This window comes from Actinoplanes sp. NPDC051405 (genome assembly GCF_055586185.1).
Genome location: NZ_JBVJIR010000003.1, coordinates 58,821 through 77,863, shown reverse-complemented (window position 1 = coordinate 77,863; position 19,043 = coordinate 58,821). Strand labels below are relative to the sequence as shown.

Annotated in this window: 17 protein-coding genes; 6 read left to right on the top strand and 11 right to left on the bottom strand. The window is 71.7% G+C overall.

Going from position 1 to position 19,043, the window contains the following annotated elements; translation table 11 throughout:
- Window positions 1–955: 955 nt before the first annotated feature.
- A complete protein-coding gene (locus tag ACZ6S4_RS08095; RefSeq protein WP_465474211.1) occupies window positions 956–2,941 on the bottom strand; it encodes a hypothetical protein in 1,986 nt (661 codons plus the stop codon).
- Between the two features lie 83 nt (window positions 2,942–3,024).
- Window positions 3,025–4,422: a GTPase HflX gene (hflX, locus tag ACZ6S4_RS08090; RefSeq protein WP_465474210.1), complete on the bottom strand. Its 1,398-nt coding sequence runs from the start codon at window positions 4,420–4,422 to the stop codon at window positions 3,025–3,027.
- A gap of 172 nt (window positions 4,423–4,594) precedes the next feature.
- Between hflX and ACZ6S4_RS08085 the strand changes: the two genes are divergently transcribed.
- Window positions 4,595–6,055, top strand: coding sequence for an NAD-dependent malic enzyme (locus tag ACZ6S4_RS08085; RefSeq protein ID WP_465474209.1), 1,461 nt, complete (start codon window positions 4,595–4,597; stop codon window positions 6,053–6,055).
- A gap of 47 nt (window positions 6,056–6,102) precedes the next feature.
- Here ACZ6S4_RS08085 and ACZ6S4_RS08080 read toward each other — a convergent pair whose 3' ends face one another.
- From ACZ6S4_RS08080 to miaA, 3 genes are read right to left on the bottom strand one after another with little or no spacing between them, the layout of a single operon-like run.
- Window positions 6,103–6,873, bottom strand: coding sequence for a glycerophosphodiester phosphodiesterase (locus tag ACZ6S4_RS08080; RefSeq protein WP_465474208.1), 771 nt, complete (start codon window positions 6,871–6,873; stop codon window positions 6,103–6,105).
- Complete coding sequence (gene dapF / locus ACZ6S4_RS08075) at window positions 6,873–7,724, bottom strand: diaminopimelate epimerase (RefSeq protein WP_465474207.1); 852 nt, start codon at window positions 7,722–7,724, stop codon at window positions 6,873–6,875. Before dapF ends, ACZ6S4_RS08080 begins: the two co-directional genes overlap by 1 nt.
- A complete protein-coding gene (gene miaA, locus ACZ6S4_RS08070) occupies window positions 7,724–8,635 on the bottom strand; it encodes a tRNA (adenosine(37)-N6)-dimethylallyltransferase MiaA (RefSeq protein ID WP_465474642.1) in 912 nt (303 codons plus the stop codon). The genes dapF and miaA overlap by 1 nt, the downstream gene beginning before the upstream one ends.
- Before the next feature lie 178 nt (window positions 8,636–8,813).
- Here miaA and ACZ6S4_RS08065 point away from each other — a divergent pair, with 178 nt between their 5' ends.
- A complete protein-coding gene (locus ACZ6S4_RS08065) occupies window positions 8,814–10,022 on the top strand; it encodes a DUF349 domain-containing protein (protein ID WP_465474206.1) in 1,209 nt (402 codons plus the stop codon).
- A gap of 93 nt (window positions 10,023–10,115) precedes the next feature.
- Here ACZ6S4_RS08065 and ACZ6S4_RS08060 read toward each other — a convergent pair whose 3' ends face one another.
- Entirely contained in the window at window positions 10,116–11,060 is a 945-nt protein-coding gene (locus ACZ6S4_RS08060; protein WP_465474205.1) for a threonine ammonia-lyase, read from the bottom strand.
- Window positions 11,061–11,077: 17 nt separating this feature from the next.
- On the bottom strand, window positions 11,078–11,542 hold the full coding sequence (locus tag ACZ6S4_RS08055; RefSeq protein WP_465474204.1) for a group II truncated hemoglobin: 465 nt from the start codon (window positions 11,540–11,542) through the stop codon (window positions 11,078–11,080).
- Window positions 11,543–11,597: 55 nt separating this feature from the next.
- Between ACZ6S4_RS08055 and ACZ6S4_RS08050 the strand changes: the two genes are divergently transcribed.
- Window positions 11,598–11,933, top strand: coding sequence for a winged helix-turn-helix transcriptional regulator (locus ACZ6S4_RS08050; protein WP_465474203.1), 336 nt, complete (start codon window positions 11,598–11,600; stop codon window positions 11,931–11,933).
- Here ACZ6S4_RS08050 and ACZ6S4_RS08045 read toward each other — a convergent pair.
- On the bottom strand, window positions 11,876–12,769 hold the full coding sequence (locus ACZ6S4_RS08045; protein WP_465474641.1) for a LysR family transcriptional regulator: 894 nt from the start codon (window positions 12,767–12,769) through the stop codon (window positions 11,876–11,878). The two genes, ACZ6S4_RS08050 and ACZ6S4_RS08045, sit on opposite strands and share 58 nt — an antisense overlap.
- Before the next feature lie 78 nt (window positions 12,770–12,847).
- On the opposite strand from ACZ6S4_RS08045, the gene ACZ6S4_RS08040 reads away from it, so the two are divergent.
- Window positions 12,848–13,582: an SDR family oxidoreductase gene (locus ACZ6S4_RS08040; RefSeq protein ID WP_465474202.1), complete on the top strand. Its 735-nt coding sequence runs from the start codon at window positions 12,848–12,850 to the stop codon at window positions 13,580–13,582.
- On the opposite strand, the gene ACZ6S4_RS08035 is transcribed toward ACZ6S4_RS08040, so the two are convergent.
- From ACZ6S4_RS08035 to ACZ6S4_RS08025, 3 genes are read right to left on the bottom strand one after another with little or no spacing between them, the layout of a single operon-like run.
- Window positions 13,583–15,025, bottom strand: coding sequence for a diguanylate cyclase domain-containing protein (locus tag ACZ6S4_RS08035; RefSeq protein ID WP_465474201.1), 1,443 nt, complete (start codon window positions 15,023–15,025; stop codon window positions 13,583–13,585).
- 38 nt (window positions 15,026–15,063) lie between these two features.
- Complete coding sequence (gene miaB / locus ACZ6S4_RS08030) at window positions 15,064–16,557, bottom strand: tRNA (N6-isopentenyl adenosine(37)-C2)-methylthiotransferase MiaB (RefSeq protein WP_465474200.1); 1,494 nt, start codon at window positions 16,555–16,557, stop codon at window positions 15,064–15,066.
- Between the two features lie 21 nt (window positions 16,558–16,578).
- A complete protein-coding gene (locus tag ACZ6S4_RS08025; protein ID WP_465474199.1) occupies window positions 16,579–17,064 on the bottom strand; it encodes a hypothetical protein in 486 nt (161 codons plus the stop codon).
- Between the two features lie 139 nt (window positions 17,065–17,203).
- Between ACZ6S4_RS08025 and ACZ6S4_RS08020 the strand changes: the two genes are divergently transcribed.
- Together ACZ6S4_RS08020 and ACZ6S4_RS08015 are read left to right on the top strand one after the other, a co-directional pair.
- Window positions 17,204–17,950 carry an amino acid ABC transporter ATP-binding protein gene (locus tag ACZ6S4_RS08020; RefSeq protein WP_465474198.1) on the top strand — a complete coding sequence of 249 codons (747 nt, stop codon included), beginning with the start codon at window positions 17,204–17,206 and terminating at the stop codon, window positions 17,948–17,950.
- Window positions 17,951–18,048: 98 nt separating this feature from the next.
- On the top strand, window positions 18,049–18,906 hold the full coding sequence (locus ACZ6S4_RS08015; RefSeq protein ID WP_465474197.1) for a glutamate ABC transporter substrate-binding protein: 858 nt from the start codon (window positions 18,049–18,051) through the stop codon (window positions 18,904–18,906).
- The last annotated feature ends 137 nt before the right edge of the window (window positions 18,907–19,043 follow it).

Sequence of the window (19,043 nt, the reverse complement as noted above, 5' to 3'; positions counted from 1 at the left end):
CTGGCGGGCCGGGCCGGGGCCGGGCAGGCGAGCCGGAACCGGGCAGGCGAGCCGTCGGACGGCCAGCCGAGGCCGGGCAGGCGAGCCGGAACCGGGCAGGCGAGCCGTCGGACGGCCAGCCGAGGCCGGGCAGGCGAGCCGGAACCGGGCAGGCGAGCCGTCGGACGGCCAGCCGAGGCCGGGCAGGCGAGCCGGAACCGGGCAGGTGAGCCGTCGGACGGCCAGCCGAGGCCGGGCAGGCGAGCCGGAACCGGGCAGGTGAGCCGTCGGACGGGCCGAGCCGGAACCGGGCGGGCTGAACAGTCGGGCCGGGATCCTCACCAGGGCCTCTCGCAAGTCCGCGGCGGCAAGCCGGGCGGATTGGCCGAGTCGGCTGGGCCGCGTGAGGGCGGTCGTTTCCGACAGGGTCGGCTCAGCTGCCGGGCCGGCCGCAGTGCCGGCTGGGCCGCCGGTTCGGCTTGGCCGCCGGTTCGGCTTGGCCGCCGGTTCGGCTTGGCCGCCGGTTCGGCTGGGCAAACTGATTCAGGGCCGAACGGCCGGGCCAGTTGGCCCCCGGCGAGGTGGGTATCTGCGCGCCGCGCAGCTTGGTGCGCGCCAGCCGGAAGCAAGCGGGCCGTAACGGCTTGGCGGGAGCCAGCTGAGCCTGCCGAGATCGGCAAGCCGAGCACATCATGGGCCACTCGGTCCCGGCCGGCAAGGCAGGCTGGAAGCGTGAGCACCGGCTTGGGCCGGGCACGCCCGCAAGACAAGCCGGGCAGGCCTGCAAGGGAAGCCCGGCGAGTCGGCCCGGGCATGGCAAGCCGGGCCGAAGCCCAGCTACCTCCCCGGTCAACCGGCCCGGCAAGAGGCGGGCTGCTACTGCCGAGTCTTTCGACGCGGAAAGCGACAGGCCGGTGTCGCCCACCCCAGGGTGGCAACACCGGCCTGACAGAGCTGAGTCGAACCGACCGCGACGTCAGTAGCCGCGCGGGCTGCGGCCGTAACCCGGATTGTCGAACCGGCCTTCCGGCCGCCGCGGAGCCCCGTTCAAGTTCGCGTAGTTGTTCATCCCGTTGGCCTGCCGGCCGTCGTCCGGCCGACCCGGGCGCCGGCCACCCTGGGGGTTGCCGCCCTGTCCCTGAGGCCGCTGCGGTCCCCCACCCTGAGGCCGGCCACCGGTCGACGGCGGAGGCGGGGGTGGCGGCGGTGCCCCATAGACCCCACCACCAGGCCTGCCGCCACCCTGAGCCGGGCGACCGCCGGGCTGCTGGGCCGGGCGTGCGGGCGGCTGACCGGGACGCACCGCCGGCTGACCACCCTGCCCCGGGCGAGGCCCGGGCTGAGCGGGCCGAGCACCGGGCTGAGCGGGCCGAGCACCGGGCTGTGCCGGACGACCACCGGGCTGAGCCGGACGACCACTGGGCTGAGCCGGGCGACCGCCGGGCTGTGCCGGACGTGCACCGGGCTGAGCCGGCCGGCCGCCGGGCTGCGCAGGACGGGCACCCGGCTGACCCGGACGACCCGGCTGCCCGGGACCGGCCGGCGGCACACCGGGACGACCAGCAGCAGGACGACCTCCGGGCTGACCACCCTGACCGGGCCGACCAGCCGGCTGACCACCCTGCGGCGGCCGACCGCCGCCATAAACGCCGTTGCTCTTCGCCGGGGCGGCCGCGGGAGGCTTGGCGCCGTACACGCCAGGACCCGACGGCACTCCGGCCGGTGGGCGGTTTCCGCCGTACACACCTGGGCGCTGGGCCGGGCCGCCGACCGACAGTAGTTCCGTTTTCGCGTCCAACGGATCGGGGTCGGCGTTCGGGTCCGGGTTTTTCGTCGCCGGTTCCAGCTTGCGCTTCTTGCGGGATTGCATGATGCCGATCACGCCCGCGCCGACCAGGAGGGCGCCGAGGACGCCTACGCCGCCGATCAGGTAGGTGATGTCGGTCAGGCTCAGGTCGGCGTACCAGGATGCGCCGCTGTCCTTTTCTGCCGCTGCCGCGTCGGTTTTCGCTTCCACGATTTTGGTCGCGGGGGTGTAGCGCAGGATGTAGTTGGCCGCTTCCGGGTCGGCGCCCGAGCCCATGTCCGACACCGTGTAGAACGTTTTGCCGTCGGCGCTGTACGTAATCGCTTCGCCGAAGGGTTCGTTCGGCAGGGGCGTCTTGCGGGGCTTGTTCTTCAGCGATCCGAGCACGTCGCCGTCCGCGACGTCCCACTCGTACGCGTCCAGGTATGTCCGCAGGGTGACCTTGCCGCCGCCCGGTGCCACAGCGCCGCCGGTGACCGCGGTCTGGGCCAGCCGGGCGATCGGGGTGCCGGGGGTGTCGCTGCCCGGCAGCTCGATCTCGCCCGCCTTCTTCAGCGGTACGCCCGTTTCGCTGTTCGCCTTCAGTGCGGCCGTCGGCGTGTAGAGCTGCGTCTTGCCGGAGACTTCCTTGGTCACGATGATCGGCGTGCCGTCACCGTTGAACAGCAGGGCCTCGGCGTCGTGCTTGTCGCCGTTCGGGTAGGTCACGCGGTGGATCTTCGGCTCCTTGCCGCCGCTCGCCGGCATCGACCAGAGGCCGATCGTGCGACGGGTTTCACCGCTCTTGGTGCGGGCGTTGTTGTCGCCGATGTCCGCGATCCACAGCGTGTCGCCGTCCGGGGACAGGATCAGGTCCTCGGGGTCGAGCGGGCGCGACGGGAAGTCGACCTTCTCGGTGATCTCGCACTCGTCGTCGAGGAAGAAGATCTTGCGCTTGGCGGCCTCGTCGACGCCGTCGTTGATCACGACGAAGCCGTTCTTGGTGGCCACGATCCCCGAGAGCTCCGACAGCGCGGGATCGGTGATCTTACAGATCTTCTTGCCGGCCGCTGCCTTGGCCGAGGTCACCGTCGGAGCGGGCTCGGCTGAGGCGGGCACGGCCCCCATCATCACCAGCCCCGAGGCGAGGATGGCCGGGAACACGAGACGCCGCATCCGATCAGTGTCGCATGCGGCGTCTCGTACCGGTGTTACGCGTGGATCAACCCTGCTCAGCGGGGGTGCCGCTTAAGCCGGAGCTAAGGCGCGACGAAGTTCTCCAGCTCGGCGGCGAGCTGCTCGCCGACCCGTACCTTCAGCTCCGTGCCCTGCTCGGTGTGCCGGGTGTCCAGCACCTGCCCGCCGCGGTGGATCCGGGCGACCAGATCACCCCGGTCGTACGGCAGCAGCACCCGCATGTCCACCGCCGGCCGCGGCAGCCGCTGGGCGATCGCCGCGTGCAGCTCGTCGATGCCCAGCCCCGAGCGCGCCGACACGAACACGGCGTCCGGCCAGGCCCGCTTGAGCCGCAGGATCGTCTCCTCGTCGGCCGCGTCCATCTTGTTGACGACCAGAAGCTCGGGGATGCGGTCCGCACCCACCTCGCCGAGGACCTCGCGGACCGCCGACACCTGACCCTCGGGGTCCGGGTGCGCGCCGTCCACCACGTGCACGATCAGGTCCGAATACGCCACTTCCTCCAGCGTCGAGCGGAACGCCTCGACGATGTGGTGCGGCAGGTGCCGGACGAAGCCGACGGTGTCGGAGATGGTGAACACGCGCCCGTCATCGGCCGCTGTCCGGCGGGTCGTCGGGTCGAGGGTCGCGAACAGCGCGTCCTCCACCAGGACCCCCGCCGAGGTGAGGCGGTTGAGCAGGCTCGACTTGCCGGCGTTGGTGTAGCCGGCGATCGCCACCGCGGGCACGCCACTGTTGGTGCGCTTGGCGCGCTTCGTCTGGCGTACCGTCCGCAGGGCCTTGATCTCGCGCTTGAGCTTCGAGATGCGGGTGTTGATCCGCCGCCGGTCCGTCTCGATCTTGGTTTCACCGGGACCACGGGTGCCGACGCCGCCGCCGGAACCACCGCCCGCGCCGCCGCCCTGACGGGACAGCGACTCACCCCAGCCGCGCAGGCGGGGCAGCAGGTACTGCAGCTGGGCCAGCTCGACCTGCGCCTTGCCTTCCTTGCTCTTCGCGTGCTGGGCGAAGATGTCCAGGATCAGCATGGTGCGGTCGACGACCTTGACCTTGACCTGTTCCTCGAGCTTGCGCAGCTGCGAGGGCGAGAGCTCGCCGTCGCAGATGACCGTGTCGGCGCCGGTGGCGATGACCACGTCGCGCAGCTCGTCGACCTTGCCCCGGCCGATGAAGGTGGCCGCGTCCGGCTGGCTGCGCCGCTGGATCAGCCCCTCGAGCACCTCGGAACCGGCCGTCTCGGCCAGCGCGGCGAGCTCGATGAGCGAGTTCTCCGCGTCGTCGCTGCTGCCGCCGGTCCAGACACCGACCAGGACGACCCGCTCGAGTCGCAGCTGGCGGTACTCGACCTCGGTGATGTCGGTGAGTTCGGTGGAGAGACCGGCGACCCGGCGCAGCGAACGGCGCTCCTCGAGCTCCAGCTCACCGGTGGTGACGTCGGGTTCGAATACCTCAGTACGCAAAAGGTGACCTCCTCCGCCGATGGTGGCACGGCGGACGGGTCCGCGCATCCACTTAACCCGGCGGGGCGTTGTCGCAGGAGTGTCTGACTCTTCAGTAACCACCGGATTGGTGGCCGGTATTCCCGAAGCGCAAGAATGCGGGTACGCACCCGCCAACGACGGAGGGAACACCGTGGTGACCACCCGCCTGCCCAGCGCAGGATTCTCGATCACGATCCGAATCGCCGTGACCGCCGACGCCTCGTCCATCGGCCGGCTCACCACCTGCGTCGGCGAGGCCGGTGCGATCGTGACGGCCCTCGACGTGGTGGACTCCGACCCCACCCGGGTGCTCGTCGACCTCACCTGCGACACCGCCGACTCCAGCCACGCCGACCAGGTCGTCAAGCAGCTCGAGGCGCAGGACGGCGTCGACGTCCGCAAGGTCTCCGACCGCACCTTCCTGCTGCACCTCGGCGGCAAGATCGAGGTCAACTCCAAGGTCGCACTGCGCAACCGCGACGAACTGTCCCGGGCGTACACGCCGGGTGTGGCCCGGGTGTGCATGGCCATCGCGGAGAACCCGGCCGACGCGCGCCGGCTCACCATCAAGCGCAACACGGTCGCCGTGGTCAGCGACGGCTCGGCGGTGCTGGGCCTGGGCAACATCGGCCCGGCCGCCGCGATGCCGGTGATGGAGGGCAAGGCCGCGCTGTTCAAGCGGTTCGGCGGCGTGGACGCGTGGCCGGTCGTGCTCGACACCCAGGACACCGACGAGATCGTGGCCATCGTCAAGGCGATCGCCCCGGCGTACGGCGGGATCAACCTGGAGGACATCGCGGCGCCGCGGTGCTTCGAGATCGAGATGCGGCTGCGTGAGCTGCTGGACATCCCGGTCTTCCACGACGATCAGCACGGCACCGCGATCTGCGTGCTGGCCGCGCTCACCAACGCGCTGCGGGTGGTCGGCAAGAACCTGGCCGACGTCAAGGTCGTGGTCTCCGGGGCCGGGGCCGCGGGCACGGCGATCATGAAGCTGCTGCTGCGCCAGGGCGTGGGCGACATCATCGCGTACGACCGCCGGGGCGCCCTGCACCGCGGCATGGACGACCTGAACCCGACCTGGCAGTGGCTCACCGAGCACACCAACAAGGACAACTACAGCGGGGACCTGAAGGGCGCGATCGTCGGCGCGGACGTCTTCATCGGGGTCAGCGCGCCGAACCTGCTCACCGGGGACGACATCGCCAAGATGGCGGAGAAGTCCATCGTCTTCGCGCTGGCCAACCCCGACCCGGAGGTCGACCCGCGGGAGGCCCGCAAGCACGCGGCCGTGGTCGCGACCGGTCGCTCGGACCAGCCCAACCAGATCAACAACGTGCTGGCCTTCCCGGGCGTCTTCCGCGGCATGCTCGACGTGAGCGCCGAGGCGTTCACCGAGGAGATGGCGCTGGCCGCCGCGATGGCGATCGCGAACGTGGTCGGCGAGGACAAGCTCAACCCGACGGTGATCGTGCCGAGCGTCTTCGACGCGCGGGTGACCCCGGCGGTGGCCGCGGCGATCCGCGCGGTGGTCAAGGGCTCCCCCGCCCCGGTCAACCCGGCGGCGGTGCCCGAGGTCGAGCTGGAGCAGGCCCCCGAAGAAACCTTCTGACAGCGGAGCGGCGCGGCCCGGGCAGCGAGCCGGGCCGCGCAATCAGGTCAGGTCAGCCCGCGGGCGGTCATCCAGCCGGTCAGCTCGCCGGTGCGGTCGTTGATCAGGCCGGCGACCCCGGCCTCGACCAGGGCGGGCCAGAGCGACATGTCGTTCGGCGTCCAGGGCATGACCCCGACGCCCGCCTCGGCGAGCGCCGCGACCGTCGGCGGGTCGGCCAGCACTGCGTGCAGATTCGGGTTCACGTAGCTCAGGCGCAACTCCTGGGCCACCTGCAACTGCTCTTCGTCGAAGCCGTGCCGCAGCAGCCCGAGGCGCACGTCGGGGGCGACCTCGCCGGCCAGCCGGACGACCTCCGGGTCGAAGCTCTGCACCACCGTGCGGTCCAGCAGGCCGGCCTCCGAGACCTGGCCGAGGATGACCTTCACCTGCTCCGGGGTGGCCGGCGGCTTGATCTCCAGCAGCAGCTCGACCGGCGGCGCGGTGTCCGGGGTGACGCCCACCGCGTGCGGGCGCAGCAGGTCGATGACCTCGCGCAGCAGCGGGATCCGGATCCCCGCGTACGCCGGGGAGAACCAGGAGCCCGCGTCCAACGCCGAGATCTCGTCCAGGGTCAGCTCCCAGACGTGGCCGGTGCCGCCCGTGGTGCGGTCCACCGTGCGGTCGTGGATCACCACGGGCACGCCGTCGGCCGTGGTCCGCACGTCGAACTCGATGAGCGTCGCGCCGGCCCGGACCCCGGCGGCCAGGGCGGGCAGGGTGTTCTCGGGCGCGACGGCCGAATAGCCCCGGTGCGCCACCCGGTGCAGCCCCGCCATCAGACGAGGGCCGCCGGGTCCACCTCGCCCGTGGCGACCAGCACGGCCGGGCCCGCCAGCCACCAGGAGTCACCGCGGCGGGTCACAGTCAGCCGGCCACCCGGCAGGTCCACCGCCACCACGCCCTCGCTCAGCCCGGCGTCGCGCAGAGCCACCGCGCCGACCGCGAGAGCCCCGGAACCGCAGGACAGCGTCTCGGCCGAGCCGCGTTCGTAGACCCTCATGTGCACGTGCAGGTCGGCACCCTCCACCGGCACGCCCGGGGTGGTGAACTCCACGTTCACCCCGGACGGGAACAGCGCCGGGTCGAAGCCGGGCGGCACGTGCAGAGCCAGCGAGGAGAGCGGCAGGCTGTCGTGCAGACCGCAGACCAGGTGCGGGTTGCCGCAGTTCACGGCGACACCGGGGAAGGTCAGCGGGCCGACGGTGGCGGTGCTGGCCGCGTACACCTTGGGGGCGCCCATGTGGACGGAGATGATGTCCGCCTCGACCGCCGCGCGCACGACGCCGGCCCGCGTCGCCACCGGCAGGCCCTCGGGGCCGGGGGTGGCCAGGCCGTTGGCCAGCAGGTAGCGGGAGAAGACCCGGACGCCGTTGCCGCACATCTCGGCCGGCGAGCCGTCGGCGTTCCAGTAGTCCATGAACCACTCGGCGTCGGCGGCGAAACCCGCGCCGTCCGGGTGCTTGGCGCTGCGCACCACGCGCAGCACGCCGTCGGCGCCGATGCCGCGGTGCCGGTCGCAGAGCGCCGCGACCAGCGCAGGCGTCAGCTCCAGCGCTCCGTCCGGGTCGCCGAGGATGACGAAGTCGTTGCCGGTGCCATGGCCCTTGGTGAACAACACGCGGTCCATCATCGCGCAGCCGCCGCACAGGCCGCCAACGCGTCCTCCGTCAGGGTCGGTGACGCGCCGTCGAGCCAGGTGATCCGCGGGTCGCGGCGGAACCACGAGCGCTGGCGGCGCACGAAGCGCCGGGTGGCCCGGACGGTCTCCTCGACCGCCTGCTCCTGGGTGAACTCGCCGTCGAGCTGGGCGAGCGCCTGCTGGTAGCCCAGGGCCCGGCTCGCCGTGCGACCCTCGCGCAGCCCGTCGAGGGCGCGTACCTCGTCGAGCAGGCCGGCCGCCCACATCAGGTCGACCCGGTCGGCGATCCGCTGGTCGAGGGCCTCGGCCTCGCGGTCGACACCGAGCTGCACCGACGGGTAGTGCGGCGTCGGCGCCGGCAGCGATGCGGTGAAGGGCGCGCCGGTCAGCTCGATGACCTCGAGAGCCCGGACGATGCGCCGGCCGTTGGACGGAAGGATCTTGGTGGCGGCCGGCTCGTCCAGCGTCCGCAGCCGCTCGTGCAGCGGCGCCGGTCCCACCGCGGCGAGCTCCTGCTCCAGCCGCTCCCGAATGGCGGGATCCGTGCCGGGAAATTCGAACTCTTCCAGAACAGCCCGGACGTACAGCCCAGAGCCGCCCACGAGCAAGGGAACTCTGTCCCGGGCGAGGATGTCGTCGACGGCCGCGCGGGCCAGCTCCTGGTAGGCCGCGACACTCGCCGGCTCGCGCACGTCCCAGACGTCGAGCACGTGGTGCGGCACGCCTTCCCGCTCGTCAACGGTCAGTTTGGCGGTGCCGATGTCCATCCCGCGGTAGAGCTGCATCGAGTCGGCGTTGACCACCTCGCCGCCGAGGGTGTGGGCGAGCGCGATGCCGAGGGCGGATTTCCCGGCCGCGGTGGGCCCGACGACCGCGATCACCGGCGAACCTGGGAGCAATGGCACGGAGCCACCGTAACGGGCTGGTCACGGTCGTTCGCGGGCGCTTCCCCGGAACCGGGTTGGACCTGTGACAATGCGCGAGAAAGAATGCCGATGGAATGATGGCATTCGACTGCGCTATGGCGGCGGTCGCGGGCAGCGAGGCCCGTGCAGCCGGGAGAACGAGGGTGGGCTCATGAACGACTGGACGGCCTTCGGGCGCGTGGATGCCGACGGCACCGTGTATGTGAAGACGGCCGAGGGCGACCGCGTGGTCGGCTCGTGGCAGGCGGGCACACCCGAGGAGGGCCTGGCCCACTTCGCCCGGCGGTTCGCGGATCTGGTGACCGAGGTCGACCTCATCGAGGCCCGGCTCAAGTCCGGCGCCGCGGACGCCGCACACTCGCTGACCAGCGTGAAGCGGATCCGCGCGAGCCTCGGCGAGGCACACGTCGTCGGCGACATCGACGGGCTCGCCGCCCGCCTCGACCGGCTGACCGCGGTCGCCGAGGAGAAGGCCGGCGAGGCCAAGGCCGCCCGCGAGGTGGCCCGGGGCGAGGCCCTGGCGCGCAAGACCGCCCTGGTCGAGGAAGCGGAGACGATCGCCGCCGAGTCGACCGGGTGGAAGAGCGCGGGCGACCGGCTCAAGGAGATCCTCGACGAGTGGAAGACCATCCGCGGCGTCGACAAGAAGACCGACGGCGAGCTGTGGAAGCGCTTCGCGGCCGCCCGGGACGGCTTCACCCGCCGCCGGGGCGCGCACTTCGCCACCCTGGACGGTCAGCGCAAGCAGGCCCAGACCGCCAAGGAAGAGCTGGTCAAGGAGGCGGAGAGCCTGGCCGGGTCGACCGAGTGGTCCACCACGGCCAACCGGCTCAAGGACCTCATGAACGAGTGGAAGGCCGCTCCCCGCGCCGCCAAGGAGGCCGAGCAGCGCCTCTGGGAACGCTTCCGGGCCGCCCAGGACGCCTTCTTCACCCGGCGCAGCGAGGTCTTCTCGGCCCGTGACGCCGAATACCAGGGCAACCTGGAGAAGAAGCAGGCCATCCTGGCCGAGATCGAGGCGCTGGACGTCGACGCGGACCCGCGCGGCGCCCAGAACAAGCTCCGGGACGCCCAGGCGGCCTGGCACGACGCCGGCCGGGTGCCCCGCGAGTCGACCGCGTCGCTGGACCGCCGCTGGCGGGCCGCCGAGGAGCGCATCCGGGTCGCGATGGACTCGGCGTGGCGCAAGACCACGCCGCAGGACAACCCGCTGCTCCAGCAGATGCGCGAGCAGGTGGCCGAGGCCGAGCAGCGGCTGGCCCGGGCCCAGGCCGCGGGCGACGCCAAGCGGATCAAGGAGGCCGAGCAGGCCCTGGCGTCCAAGCGCCAGTTCCTCTCCCTCGCCGAACAGGCCGGATAAAACCTTTCCGGTACGCGCACAGAGTCCCGCCGCCAGCAGATCACTGTGATCCGGGCTGACCGGCGGGACTCTTGTTGTCTGCTCCGGTTCCGCTCAGCCCAGCATCGCCAGTTCCGACTCGTCGGCGTTGCCGCCGGTGCACACGATGGCCACCCGGGCGCCCGCGAAGAGTTCCCGGCGGCTCAGCAGGCCCGCCAGGGCGGCCGCGCCCGCGCCCTCGGCGATGGTGTCCGCCGTCGTGGCCAGCAGGCGCTGGGCGGCGGCGATCTCGTCGTCGGTGACCAGCAGGAAGTCGGCCAGGCCGGCGCGCATGACGCGCTGCGGCAGGGCGTAGCCGCGACCGGTGGCGAGCCCGGCGACCCTGGTGCGGTTGGGGCGCTGCTCCAGCTGACCGGAGCGCCACGAGTCGTGGGCGGCCCGCGACTCCGATGACTGCACGCCGATGACCCGGCAGCCGGGGGCCAGTTCGCGGGCGACCACCGTGGCGGCGCTCGCGCCCGTACCGCTGCCGACCGGGACCAGGATCGCTTCCAGGTCCGGGTGTTCCTCGAAGATCTCCTGGTAGAGCGTGCCCACCCCGGCGAGCAGTTCGGGTGTGTCCCCCGGGCTGACCAGCCGGGCGCCGGACTGCCCGGCCAGCTGCTCGGCGTGGTGCTGGGCCGCCTCCAGGTCGTCGCCGTGCAGGACGACCTGCGCGTCCAGCTCCTCGATGGCCTTCGCCTTGGCCGGAGCGGCCGTCGCCGGCATCACCACCGTGCACGGCGCGCCGTAGGCCCGGCTGGCGTATGCCAGGGACCGCGCGTGGTTGCCGGTGGAGTAGCTGACCGTGCCGCGGGCGCGGTCCTGCTCGGACATCGCGGCGAGCAGCGTCAGTCCACCCCGTACCTTGAACGCCCCGACCGGTTGCAGATTCTCGTGCTTGACCAGGACGGTCGCCCCGGTCGCCGCGTCGAGCGCCGGATAGCGTCGCGCGGGTGTCGGCGGCAGGTGCTGGTGGACCACTGAGCGGGCTCTGGTGACATCGGCGAAGCTGAGCATCCGACCATCATCGCGGCTCAGCCCGGCAGGTACGGCGGCGCCACTCCCCAGCCCCAGCGCGGCACCGGCGCCTGCTGCACGACGTCGGCACCGGGCTGGGAATTCTGCTTGGCCAGCCGGGTCCCCCACTCCAGGTAGCCCAGGAACGCCGCCCGGAACTCCGGGTCGTCGGGCAGCCCGGCCTCGTCGGCGGCGTCCTGGATCAGCTCGATCCAGCGGCGCCGCTGCGGTTCGGTGATCGCCATGCCGAGGTGCTGCCTCACCATGTGCGAGTAGCCGCCGTGCTCCTCGGTGTAGACCGCCGGCCCGCCGAAGACCTCGGCGAGCCACAGGGCGACGTACCGGGCATGCTCGGGATCCATCCGGGCGAAGAGCGGCCCGAGCAGCTCGTCCTCGGTGACCCGGGCGTAGAAAGCCGTGGTCAGCCGGACGAACGCGTCGGTGCCGCCGGCCCACTCGTAGAGCGTCGGTGTGTCAGCCATGGCGCCCAGCCCACCACGGGCCCGCAACCGACCACAAGAACGCACATAATGGTGCGTGCCCAAGAGCTACTCCTGCCCGGTCGAGCTGACCGTCGACGTGATCGGCGGCCGCTGGCGCACGGTGCTGCTCTCCCATCTCAAGGAGGGCGTGCACCGCTACGGTGAGCTGCGCCGCCGCACGCCGGGCATCAGCGAGAAGATGCTCAGCCAGCGCCTGCGCGAGCTGGAGGCCGACGGCCTGATCACCCGGCGTGACCTGGGTACCGTGCCGCCGCACGTGGAATACGACCTGACCGACGAGGGGCGCACCCTGGCGCCGGTGCTGCAGGCGCTCTACGACTGGGGTGTGGACCGGGCCGGGCGCACCGGCGCGAAGGTGGACTCGCTCTGACGGTGCTTGGTGGCGATGTCGGCCGCCACCCGGACGAACGCGGCCAGCGACCGTGACGTGCTGCGCTCGGGCCAGGCCAGCATCGACACGATCGGGACGGCGTCGCTGACCGGCACGCAGACCAGCTCGCTGCGCAACTCGTCACCGGCCGACTCGGGCAGCACGGCGATCGTCTGTCCGAGGGCGATGAGCTGGAGCAGCTGGGCGGCCTCGTGCACCACTGGGCCGGTCGCGGCGTCCGCGGGCATGCCGGGCCAGCGGGGCAGCACCTCCCCGGCCAGGTCGGCGAGCCGGATGCTGCCGCGCCCGGCCAGCCGGTGCCCGCGGGGCACGACCGCCACCTGACCCTCGACCCGCAGCTCCTCGACGTCGAAGCCGCTGGTGTCGTCGAACGGGTGATGCAGCAGCGCGGCGTCGGCCTGTCCCTCGCGCAGCAGCCGCGCCTGCTCGCCGATCCCGCACATCAGCACCTCGACACCGACCGACTCCGGCGCGGACGCGTAGGCGGCCAGGATGTCGCCCAGCAGACCGCCGTCGGTGTTCGGCTTCATCACCAGCACCAGCTTGCGGACCGGCTGACCGGCCCGCTGGGTGCGGCGCACCGAGGCGGCGACCGCGTCCAGCGCCTTGCGGCCCTCGTGCAGGAACACCGCGCCGGCCTCGGTGAGCATCACCTGACGGCTGTCGCGCTCGAACAGCACCACGCCCAGCCGGCGCTCGAGCTGCTTGATCGCCCGGGAGAGCGGGGGCTGGGCGATGCCCAGGCGCTGCGCCGCCCGGCCGAAGTGCAGTTCCTCGGCCACCGCGACGAAGTAGGACAGCTCGCGCGTCTCCAGCCGCTCCATACCGCCACGGTATCGCCCGAGACCTCATCGGTCATTCCGCTCACCGGGCCGCGATGGTCCGCTGAGGGCATGACGGAACAGACCATCGCCCTGGTGACCGGGGCGAACAAAGGCATCGGCTACGAGATCGCCGCGCAGCTCGCCGAGCGCGGCATGACGGTGTTCCTCGGGGCGCGGGACGAGAAGCGCCGGGAGGAAGCAGTCACGGCCCTGCGCGAAGCGGGCCACGAGAATGTGTACGGGGTCGCGCTCGACGTGACCGACCCGGCGACGGCCCGGGCGGCGGCCGCGACCGTCGAGGAGCGGTTCGGCCGGCTCGACGTACTGGTGAACAACGCCGGGATCAGCGGCGGCCTGGCCCAGGCACCGAGCACCGTCGACCCGGCGGTGTTCCGCGCGGTGTTCGACGTCAACGTCATCGGCGTACTGACCGTGACCAACGCGATGCTGCCGCTGCTGCGCCGGTCCGGCGCTCCCCGCATCGTCAACATGTCCAGCGGCGTGGGCTCGCTGGCCGCGATGTGCGACCCGGACGGGCCGCTGGCCCAGATGCCGCCGAGCGCCGCGTACGTGCCGTCCAAGACCGCCCTCAACTCGCTGACCGTGCAGTACGCGAAGGAGCTGGCCAAGGACGGGGTGCTGGTGAACGCGGCGGATCCCGGCTGGGTCGCCACCGACTTCACCGACCACCGGGCGCCCCGTACGCCGCAGCAGGGAGCGGCGATCGTGGTCCGGCTCGCGACGCTGGGCGCGGACGGACCGACCGGCGGCTTCTTCAACGACGAGGGGCCGGTGCCCTGGTGATCAGGCCAGCGCGAGGCTGAGGGTGCCGATCGACTTGGACTGCTTGGCGGCGTACATGGCGAGGTCGGCCCGGCCGATCAGGTCGTCGGTGGTGGCGGCCGGGCCGGCGAAGGCCACGCCGACGCTCAGCCCGATCCGGACGGTCTCGCCGCCCACGGTCAGCGGCTGCTCGACCATCTCGCGAATCCGGGCGCAGATCGCGTCCACGGCGGCCCGGGGGTCGGCGTCGCGGCACACCACCACGAACTCGTCCCCGCCGAACCGGCTGACCAGGTCGTGCTCGCGTACGCAGCTGCGCAGCCGGCCGGCCACCGCGGTCAGCAGTTCGTCGCCGGCCGCGTGGCCGAGCCGGTCGTTGACCGGCTTGAAGCCGTCGAGGTCGGTGAAGAGCACGGCCAGCCCGGCCAGGTGGTCGGTGCGCAGGTCGGCCAGGTCGGTCTCGAGCCGTTCCAGGCAGGCCGCCCGGTTCGGCAGGCCGGTCAGGGCGTCGTGGGTGGCCATTCGGCGGAGCGCCCGCTCCGCGCGGCGGCGCTGACCGGCCAGCCGCGCGATCCGGATCATGACCAGCGGGATCACCAGCGCTGAGCCGACGGCGATGAGCAGCCCGTCGGTGGGCAGGCCGAGGATGACCCGGCCACCGCCGACCACCGGTATCAGCGCGGTCATGACGCCGAGGAACGTCAGCCGGGCCGCGGACAGGTCGTCGGCGGGGGCCGGGCCCGATCCGGTGATCAGCGCCGACGAAGGGTGCAGGGCCGCGCAGCCGAGCAGCGCGTACCCGGCCAGGTAGGCCATGGTGGTCCAGTCGGCGCCGACGCCGGTCGCCGGATCGATGATCATGGCGGCGGCCACATTGCCCAGCAGGCCCGCGGCCATGCCGACGGCGAGCAGCCACACGGCCGGCAACCGCCCGCCGGCCACCAGCGACACCCGCAACAGAGCACCGAGCGAGCCGGCCATGATCAGCACGTCGACGAAGAGGGCGGCCTGGCTCGGCATCGGCGTGCCGGTGGCGTGCAGCTGAGGCAGCAGCACGGCGTCCCAGAGCAGGCCGCCGAGGGCCAGCGCGGTGATCGCCGAGTCGATGACGCCACCGACGTCGCGCCGCCCACGCCGCAGCACCACGACCACCGCGCCGCCGAGCATCAACAGGTTGGCCAGGTTGTAGAGCGGTTCCGCGAGCGAGCCGTCGCCGGAGACGCGGCCCTCCGCGTAGATCATCCAGAGCCACACGAGGTTGCCGAGGTTGAACACCACCAAGCCGGCCAGCAGCAGCCACCAGGGCAGCCGGGCGGTGCGCGGGCTGCGCCGGACGCCGATCAGCACCGTCGGGACAGCCCCCAGGGTGACCAGCAGGAACGGGACCGTGCGGGCGTCGTACGACAGCACCGGATACCCCGCCACCAGGGCGAAGGAGATCACGGCGTACCAGCGCAGAACCACGGCCCCCGGATCGGCTGGGGGCCGTGCTTCTTGAGCCTTTAGAGCGCGCAGCCGCCGGTGGTCGCGGGCAGCGGCGCCGGGATGCCCACGGTCGGCAGCCCCAGCGTCACCCCGGCGGTGCGCGGGGCCCGGCCGGCCTCGTGGGCGTCGCCGGCGCGGGTGCGACGGTGGCTCAGCGGGGCGCCGTCGGCGTTCAGGTGGTGCGGGGCCGCGTACGTGATCTCGGTGGTGACGATGTCGCCGGGCCGGATGCCGGTCAGCTCGCCGGTGGCGAAGTGCACCAGCCGGCCGTCGCGGGCACGGCCGCTCATCCGGCCGGTGCGCTCGTCCTTGCGGCCCTCGCCGGTCGCGACCAGGACCTCGACCTCGCGACCGACCTGCTTCTTGTTCTCCGCCCAGGTGATCTCCTCGAGCGTGGCGATCAGCCGCTCGTAGCGGTGCTGGACGACCTGCTTGGGCAGCTGGTCGGCCATCGTCGCGGCCGGGGTGCCGGGGCGCTTCGAATACTGGAACGTGAAGGCGCTGGAGAAGCGGGCCTGGCGGACCACGTCGAGGGTGCGCTCGAAGTCGTCCTCGGTCTCGCCGGGGAAGCCGACGATGATGTCGGTGGTGATGGCGGCGTCCGGCATCGCGGCGCGGACCTTGTCGATGATGCCGAGGTACTTCTCCGAGCGGTAGCTGCGCCGCATCGCCTTGAGGACGTCGTCGGAGCCGGACTGCAGCGGCATGTGCAGCGAGTGGCAGACGTTCGGCGTCTCGGCCATCGCGGCGATCACGTCGTCGGTGAAGTCCTTCGGGTGCGGGCTGGTGAAGCGGACCCGCTCCAGGCCCTCGACCCCGCCGCAGGCGCGCAACAGCTTGCCGAACGCGAGCCGGTCGCCGAACTCCACTCCGTACGAGTTCACGTTCTGGCCCAGCAGGGTGACCTCGAGCACGCCCTCGGCGACCAGCGCCTCGACCTCGGCCAGCACGTCGCCGGGGCGGCGGTCCTTCTCCTTGCCGCGCAGCGACGGCACGATGCAGAAAGTGCAGCTGTTGTTGCAGCCCACCGAGATCGACACCCAGCCGGCGTAGGTCGACTCGCGGCGCGTCGGCAGCGTCGACGGGAAGACCTCGAGCGACTCGAGGATCTCGACCTCGGCGTCCTGGTTGTGCCGGGCGCGTTCCAGCAGCACCGGCAGCGAGCCGATGTTGTGCGTGCCGAAGACCACGTCCACCCAGGGCGCGCGTTTGACGATGTCGCCGCGGTCCTTCTGGGCCAGGCAGCCGCCGACGGCGATCTGCATGTCCGGGTTCTTCAGCTTGGTCGGGCGCAGGTGGCCGAGGTTGCCGTAGAGGCGGTTGTCGGCGTTCTCCCGTACCGCGCAGGTGTTGAAGACGACCACGTCCGCCGCGTCGGCGTCGGCGGCCCGCACGTAGCCGGCGCCCTCCAGCAGACCGGAGATGCGCTCGCTGTCGTGCACGTTCATCTGGCAGCCGTAGGTGCGCACGTCATAGGTGCGGGCGGCGGCGGGAGAAGTCTCGGTAGTCATGGCAATTGACCAGGGTAGTCCCTAGGCCGCCGCGGGTCGCTCGGGCGTCGGGGCCGGCTTGAACCGCGAACGGCTGCAACCGGGGCCGCGGGCGCAGGCCGGGTCCGAGCCTGTGCAGGGGCGGACGTGCCGGCGCTCCGTACCGTCGTCGGTCTCGACCTCGTCGACGTGCACGGCCCGCAGCGTGCCGTCCGGCTCGGCCAGCACGTACCTCGTGGGATTGAGGGTGTCGTCGGGCAGCAGCAGGTCGGCGCCGAGCCGGACCGCGACGGCGCTGGCGATGGTCGCCTCGGTGAGCTCGCCCGGGGCCAGGAAGCACTCGATCGCCGTCGGGAAGTCGCCGCCGACATGCCAGACGTCGCACAGCACCGCGTCGGCGACCGGAACGTCCAGGGTCGTCACCGGCCGTTGCAGAGCACCCGACAGAGCGTCGCGGACCAAAGCCGCATCCAGGCGTCCGGCGACACACCAGCTCCAAAGCCCGTCACTCGGATCGGCGTCAGCCATACCGCTCATCGTGGACATCCCTTCGGCCGTACACCTGCACAGTTACCGCTCCGTGACCAATCTCGGCGTGAACCGATACAACCGCGCCCATAGAGTGACCCCATCCGAGTGAACCCAACGACGGGACGGTGGTCCGACGGTGCCGACAAGCGAGCCTCTCATCGTTCTCGACGGCGTCAACAAGTACTTCGGCCCCTTGCACGTCCTGCAGGATGTCAGCCTGTCGGTCGACCGTGGCGAGGTGGTCGTCGTGATCGGACCGTCCGGGTCCGGTAAGTCGACGCTGTGCCGGGCGATCAACCGGCTCGAGCCGATCAACTCCGGCACGATCACCTTCGACGGGCAGACGCTGCCGGCCGAGGGCAAGGCGCTGGCCCGGCTGCGCAGCGAGGTCGGCATGGTCTTCCAGTCGTTCAACCTCTTCGCGCACAAGACCATCCTGCAGAACGTCATGCTGGGCCCGGTCAAGGTCCGCGGCGAGAAGCCGGCGGTGGTCCGCGAGCGGGCGATGGCCCTGCTCGACCGGGTCGGCATCGCCAGCCAGGCGGAGAAGTACCCGGCGCAGCTCTCCGGCGGTCAGCAGCAGCGTGTCGCCATCGCCCGGGCGCTCGCCATGCAGCCCAAGGCCCTGCTCTTCGACGAGCCGACCAGCGCGCTCGACCCCGAGATGGTCGGCGAGGTGCTCGACGTGATGACCTCGCTCGCCCGGGAGGGCATGACGATGGTCGTGGTCACCCACGAGATGGGTTTCGCGCGACACGCCGCCAACCGGGTGGTCTTCATGGCCGACGGTCAGCTCGTCGAGTCGGCGCCCCCGGCCGAGTTCTTCGACAACCCGAAGAGCGAGCGCGCCCGGGACTTCCTGTCGAAGATCCTCACCCACTGAATGTCCACAGCGGATACCCCCTCTGCGTTGTGCGTGCAGGTTCGACAATGTTCTCCAGTTTCCAGCAATTCGCAGTTCTAAGTCAGAGGAGCGGGACGATGCGCATCACCCGAATGACGGCAGCGGTCGGGGCGTTCGCCCTGGCGATGGCCGCCGCGGCATGTGGCGGCGACGACAGCGGGTCGGGTTCCGACTCCAAGGCCAGCGGCATCATCGGCAAGGCAGCCGGCGGCAAGCTGGTCGTCGGCGTCAAGGCCGACCAGCCCGGCCTGGGCCTGCAGACCGGCGGCACGTACACCGGCTTCGACGTCGAGATCGCGAAGATCATCGCCAAGGGCCTCGGCGTGCCGGACACCGGCATCGAGTACAAGACCACGGTGTCGTCCAACCGTGAGCCGTTCATCCAGCAGGGCCAGGTCGACCTGGTCGTGGCGACGTACACGATCAACGACGAGCGCAAGAAGGTCGTCAACTTCGGCGGCCCGTACTACATCGCCGGTCAGGACCTGCTCGTGCCGACCGCGTCGACGATCACCGGCCCGGAGTCGCTGGCCGGCAAGAAGGTCTGCTCCGTCTCCGGCTCCACGCCGGCCAAGCGGATCCAGACCGAGTACAAGGACGCCAAGCTCCAGCAGTTCGACGCGTACTCCAAGTGCGTGACGGCGCTGGCCGGCGGTCAGGTCGACGCTGTCACCACCGACGACATCATCCTGGCGGGCTACGCCTCTCAGGACCAGTACGCCGGCAAGTTCAAGGTCGTCGGCAAGAAGTTCAGCGAGGAGCCGTACGGCGTCGGCCTCAAGAAGGACGACACCGAGGGCTGCAACAAGATCAACGAAATCCTGAAGGCGGCCGCGGCTGACGGCTCGTACAAGGCGGCGTGGGACACCACGCTGGGCAAGAGCGGCCAGGCGGCCCCGACTCTCGACGTCGCCAAGCTGACCAACTGCAGCTGATCTTCTGATGGACGGGCGGGGGGGGGGGGGGGGGCCCCCCCCCCCTTCTTTCTTTCCTCGCCGTGGGGAGGAGGGGGGAAAGACAGCTTCTCCCCCCCCCCCCACCCCCCCCCCGCACCTCCCCACTTTCTTCTTTC

Bases quoted from the DNA above. Each gene is read 5' to 3' on its own strand.
- ACZ6S4_RS08095 (WP_465474211.1), bottom strand. From the start codon at position 2,941: ATGCGGCGTCTCGTGTTCCCGGCCATCCTCGCCTCGGGGCTGGTGATG.
- ACZ6S4_RS08080 (WP_465474208.1), bottom strand. From the start codon at position 6,873: ATGGCGGGGCTGCACCGGGTGGCGCACCGGGGCTATTCGGCCGTCGCG.
- dapF (WP_465474207.1), bottom strand. From the start codon at position 7,724: ATGGACCGCGTGTTGTTCACCAAGGGCCATGGCACCGGCAACGACTTC.
- ACZ6S4_RS08065 (WP_465474206.1), top strand. From the start codon at position 8,814: ATGAACGACTGGACGGCCTTCGGGCGCGTGGATGCCGACGGCACCGTG.
- ACZ6S4_RS08060 (WP_465474205.1), bottom strand. From the start codon at position 11,060: ATGCTCAGCTTCGCCGATGTCACCAGAGCCCGCTCAGTGGTCCACCAG.
- ACZ6S4_RS08055 (WP_465474204.1), bottom strand. From the start codon at position 11,542: ATGGCTGACACACCGACGCTCTACGAGTGGGCCGGCGGCACCGACGCG.
- ACZ6S4_RS08040 (WP_465474202.1), top strand. From the start codon at position 12,848: ATGACGGAACAGACCATCGCCCTGGTGACCGGGGCGAACAAAGGCATC.
- miaB (WP_465474200.1), bottom strand. From the start codon at position 16,557: ATGACTACCGAGACTTCTCCCGCCGCCGCCCGCACCTATGACGTGCGC.
- ACZ6S4_RS08025 (WP_465474199.1), bottom strand. From the start codon at position 17,064: ATGGCTGACGCCGATCCGAGTGACGGGCTTTGGAGCTGGTGTGTCGCC.
- ACZ6S4_RS08015 (WP_465474197.1), top strand. From the start codon at position 18,049: ATGCGCATCACCCGAATGACGGCAGCGGTCGGGGCGTTCGCCCTGGCG.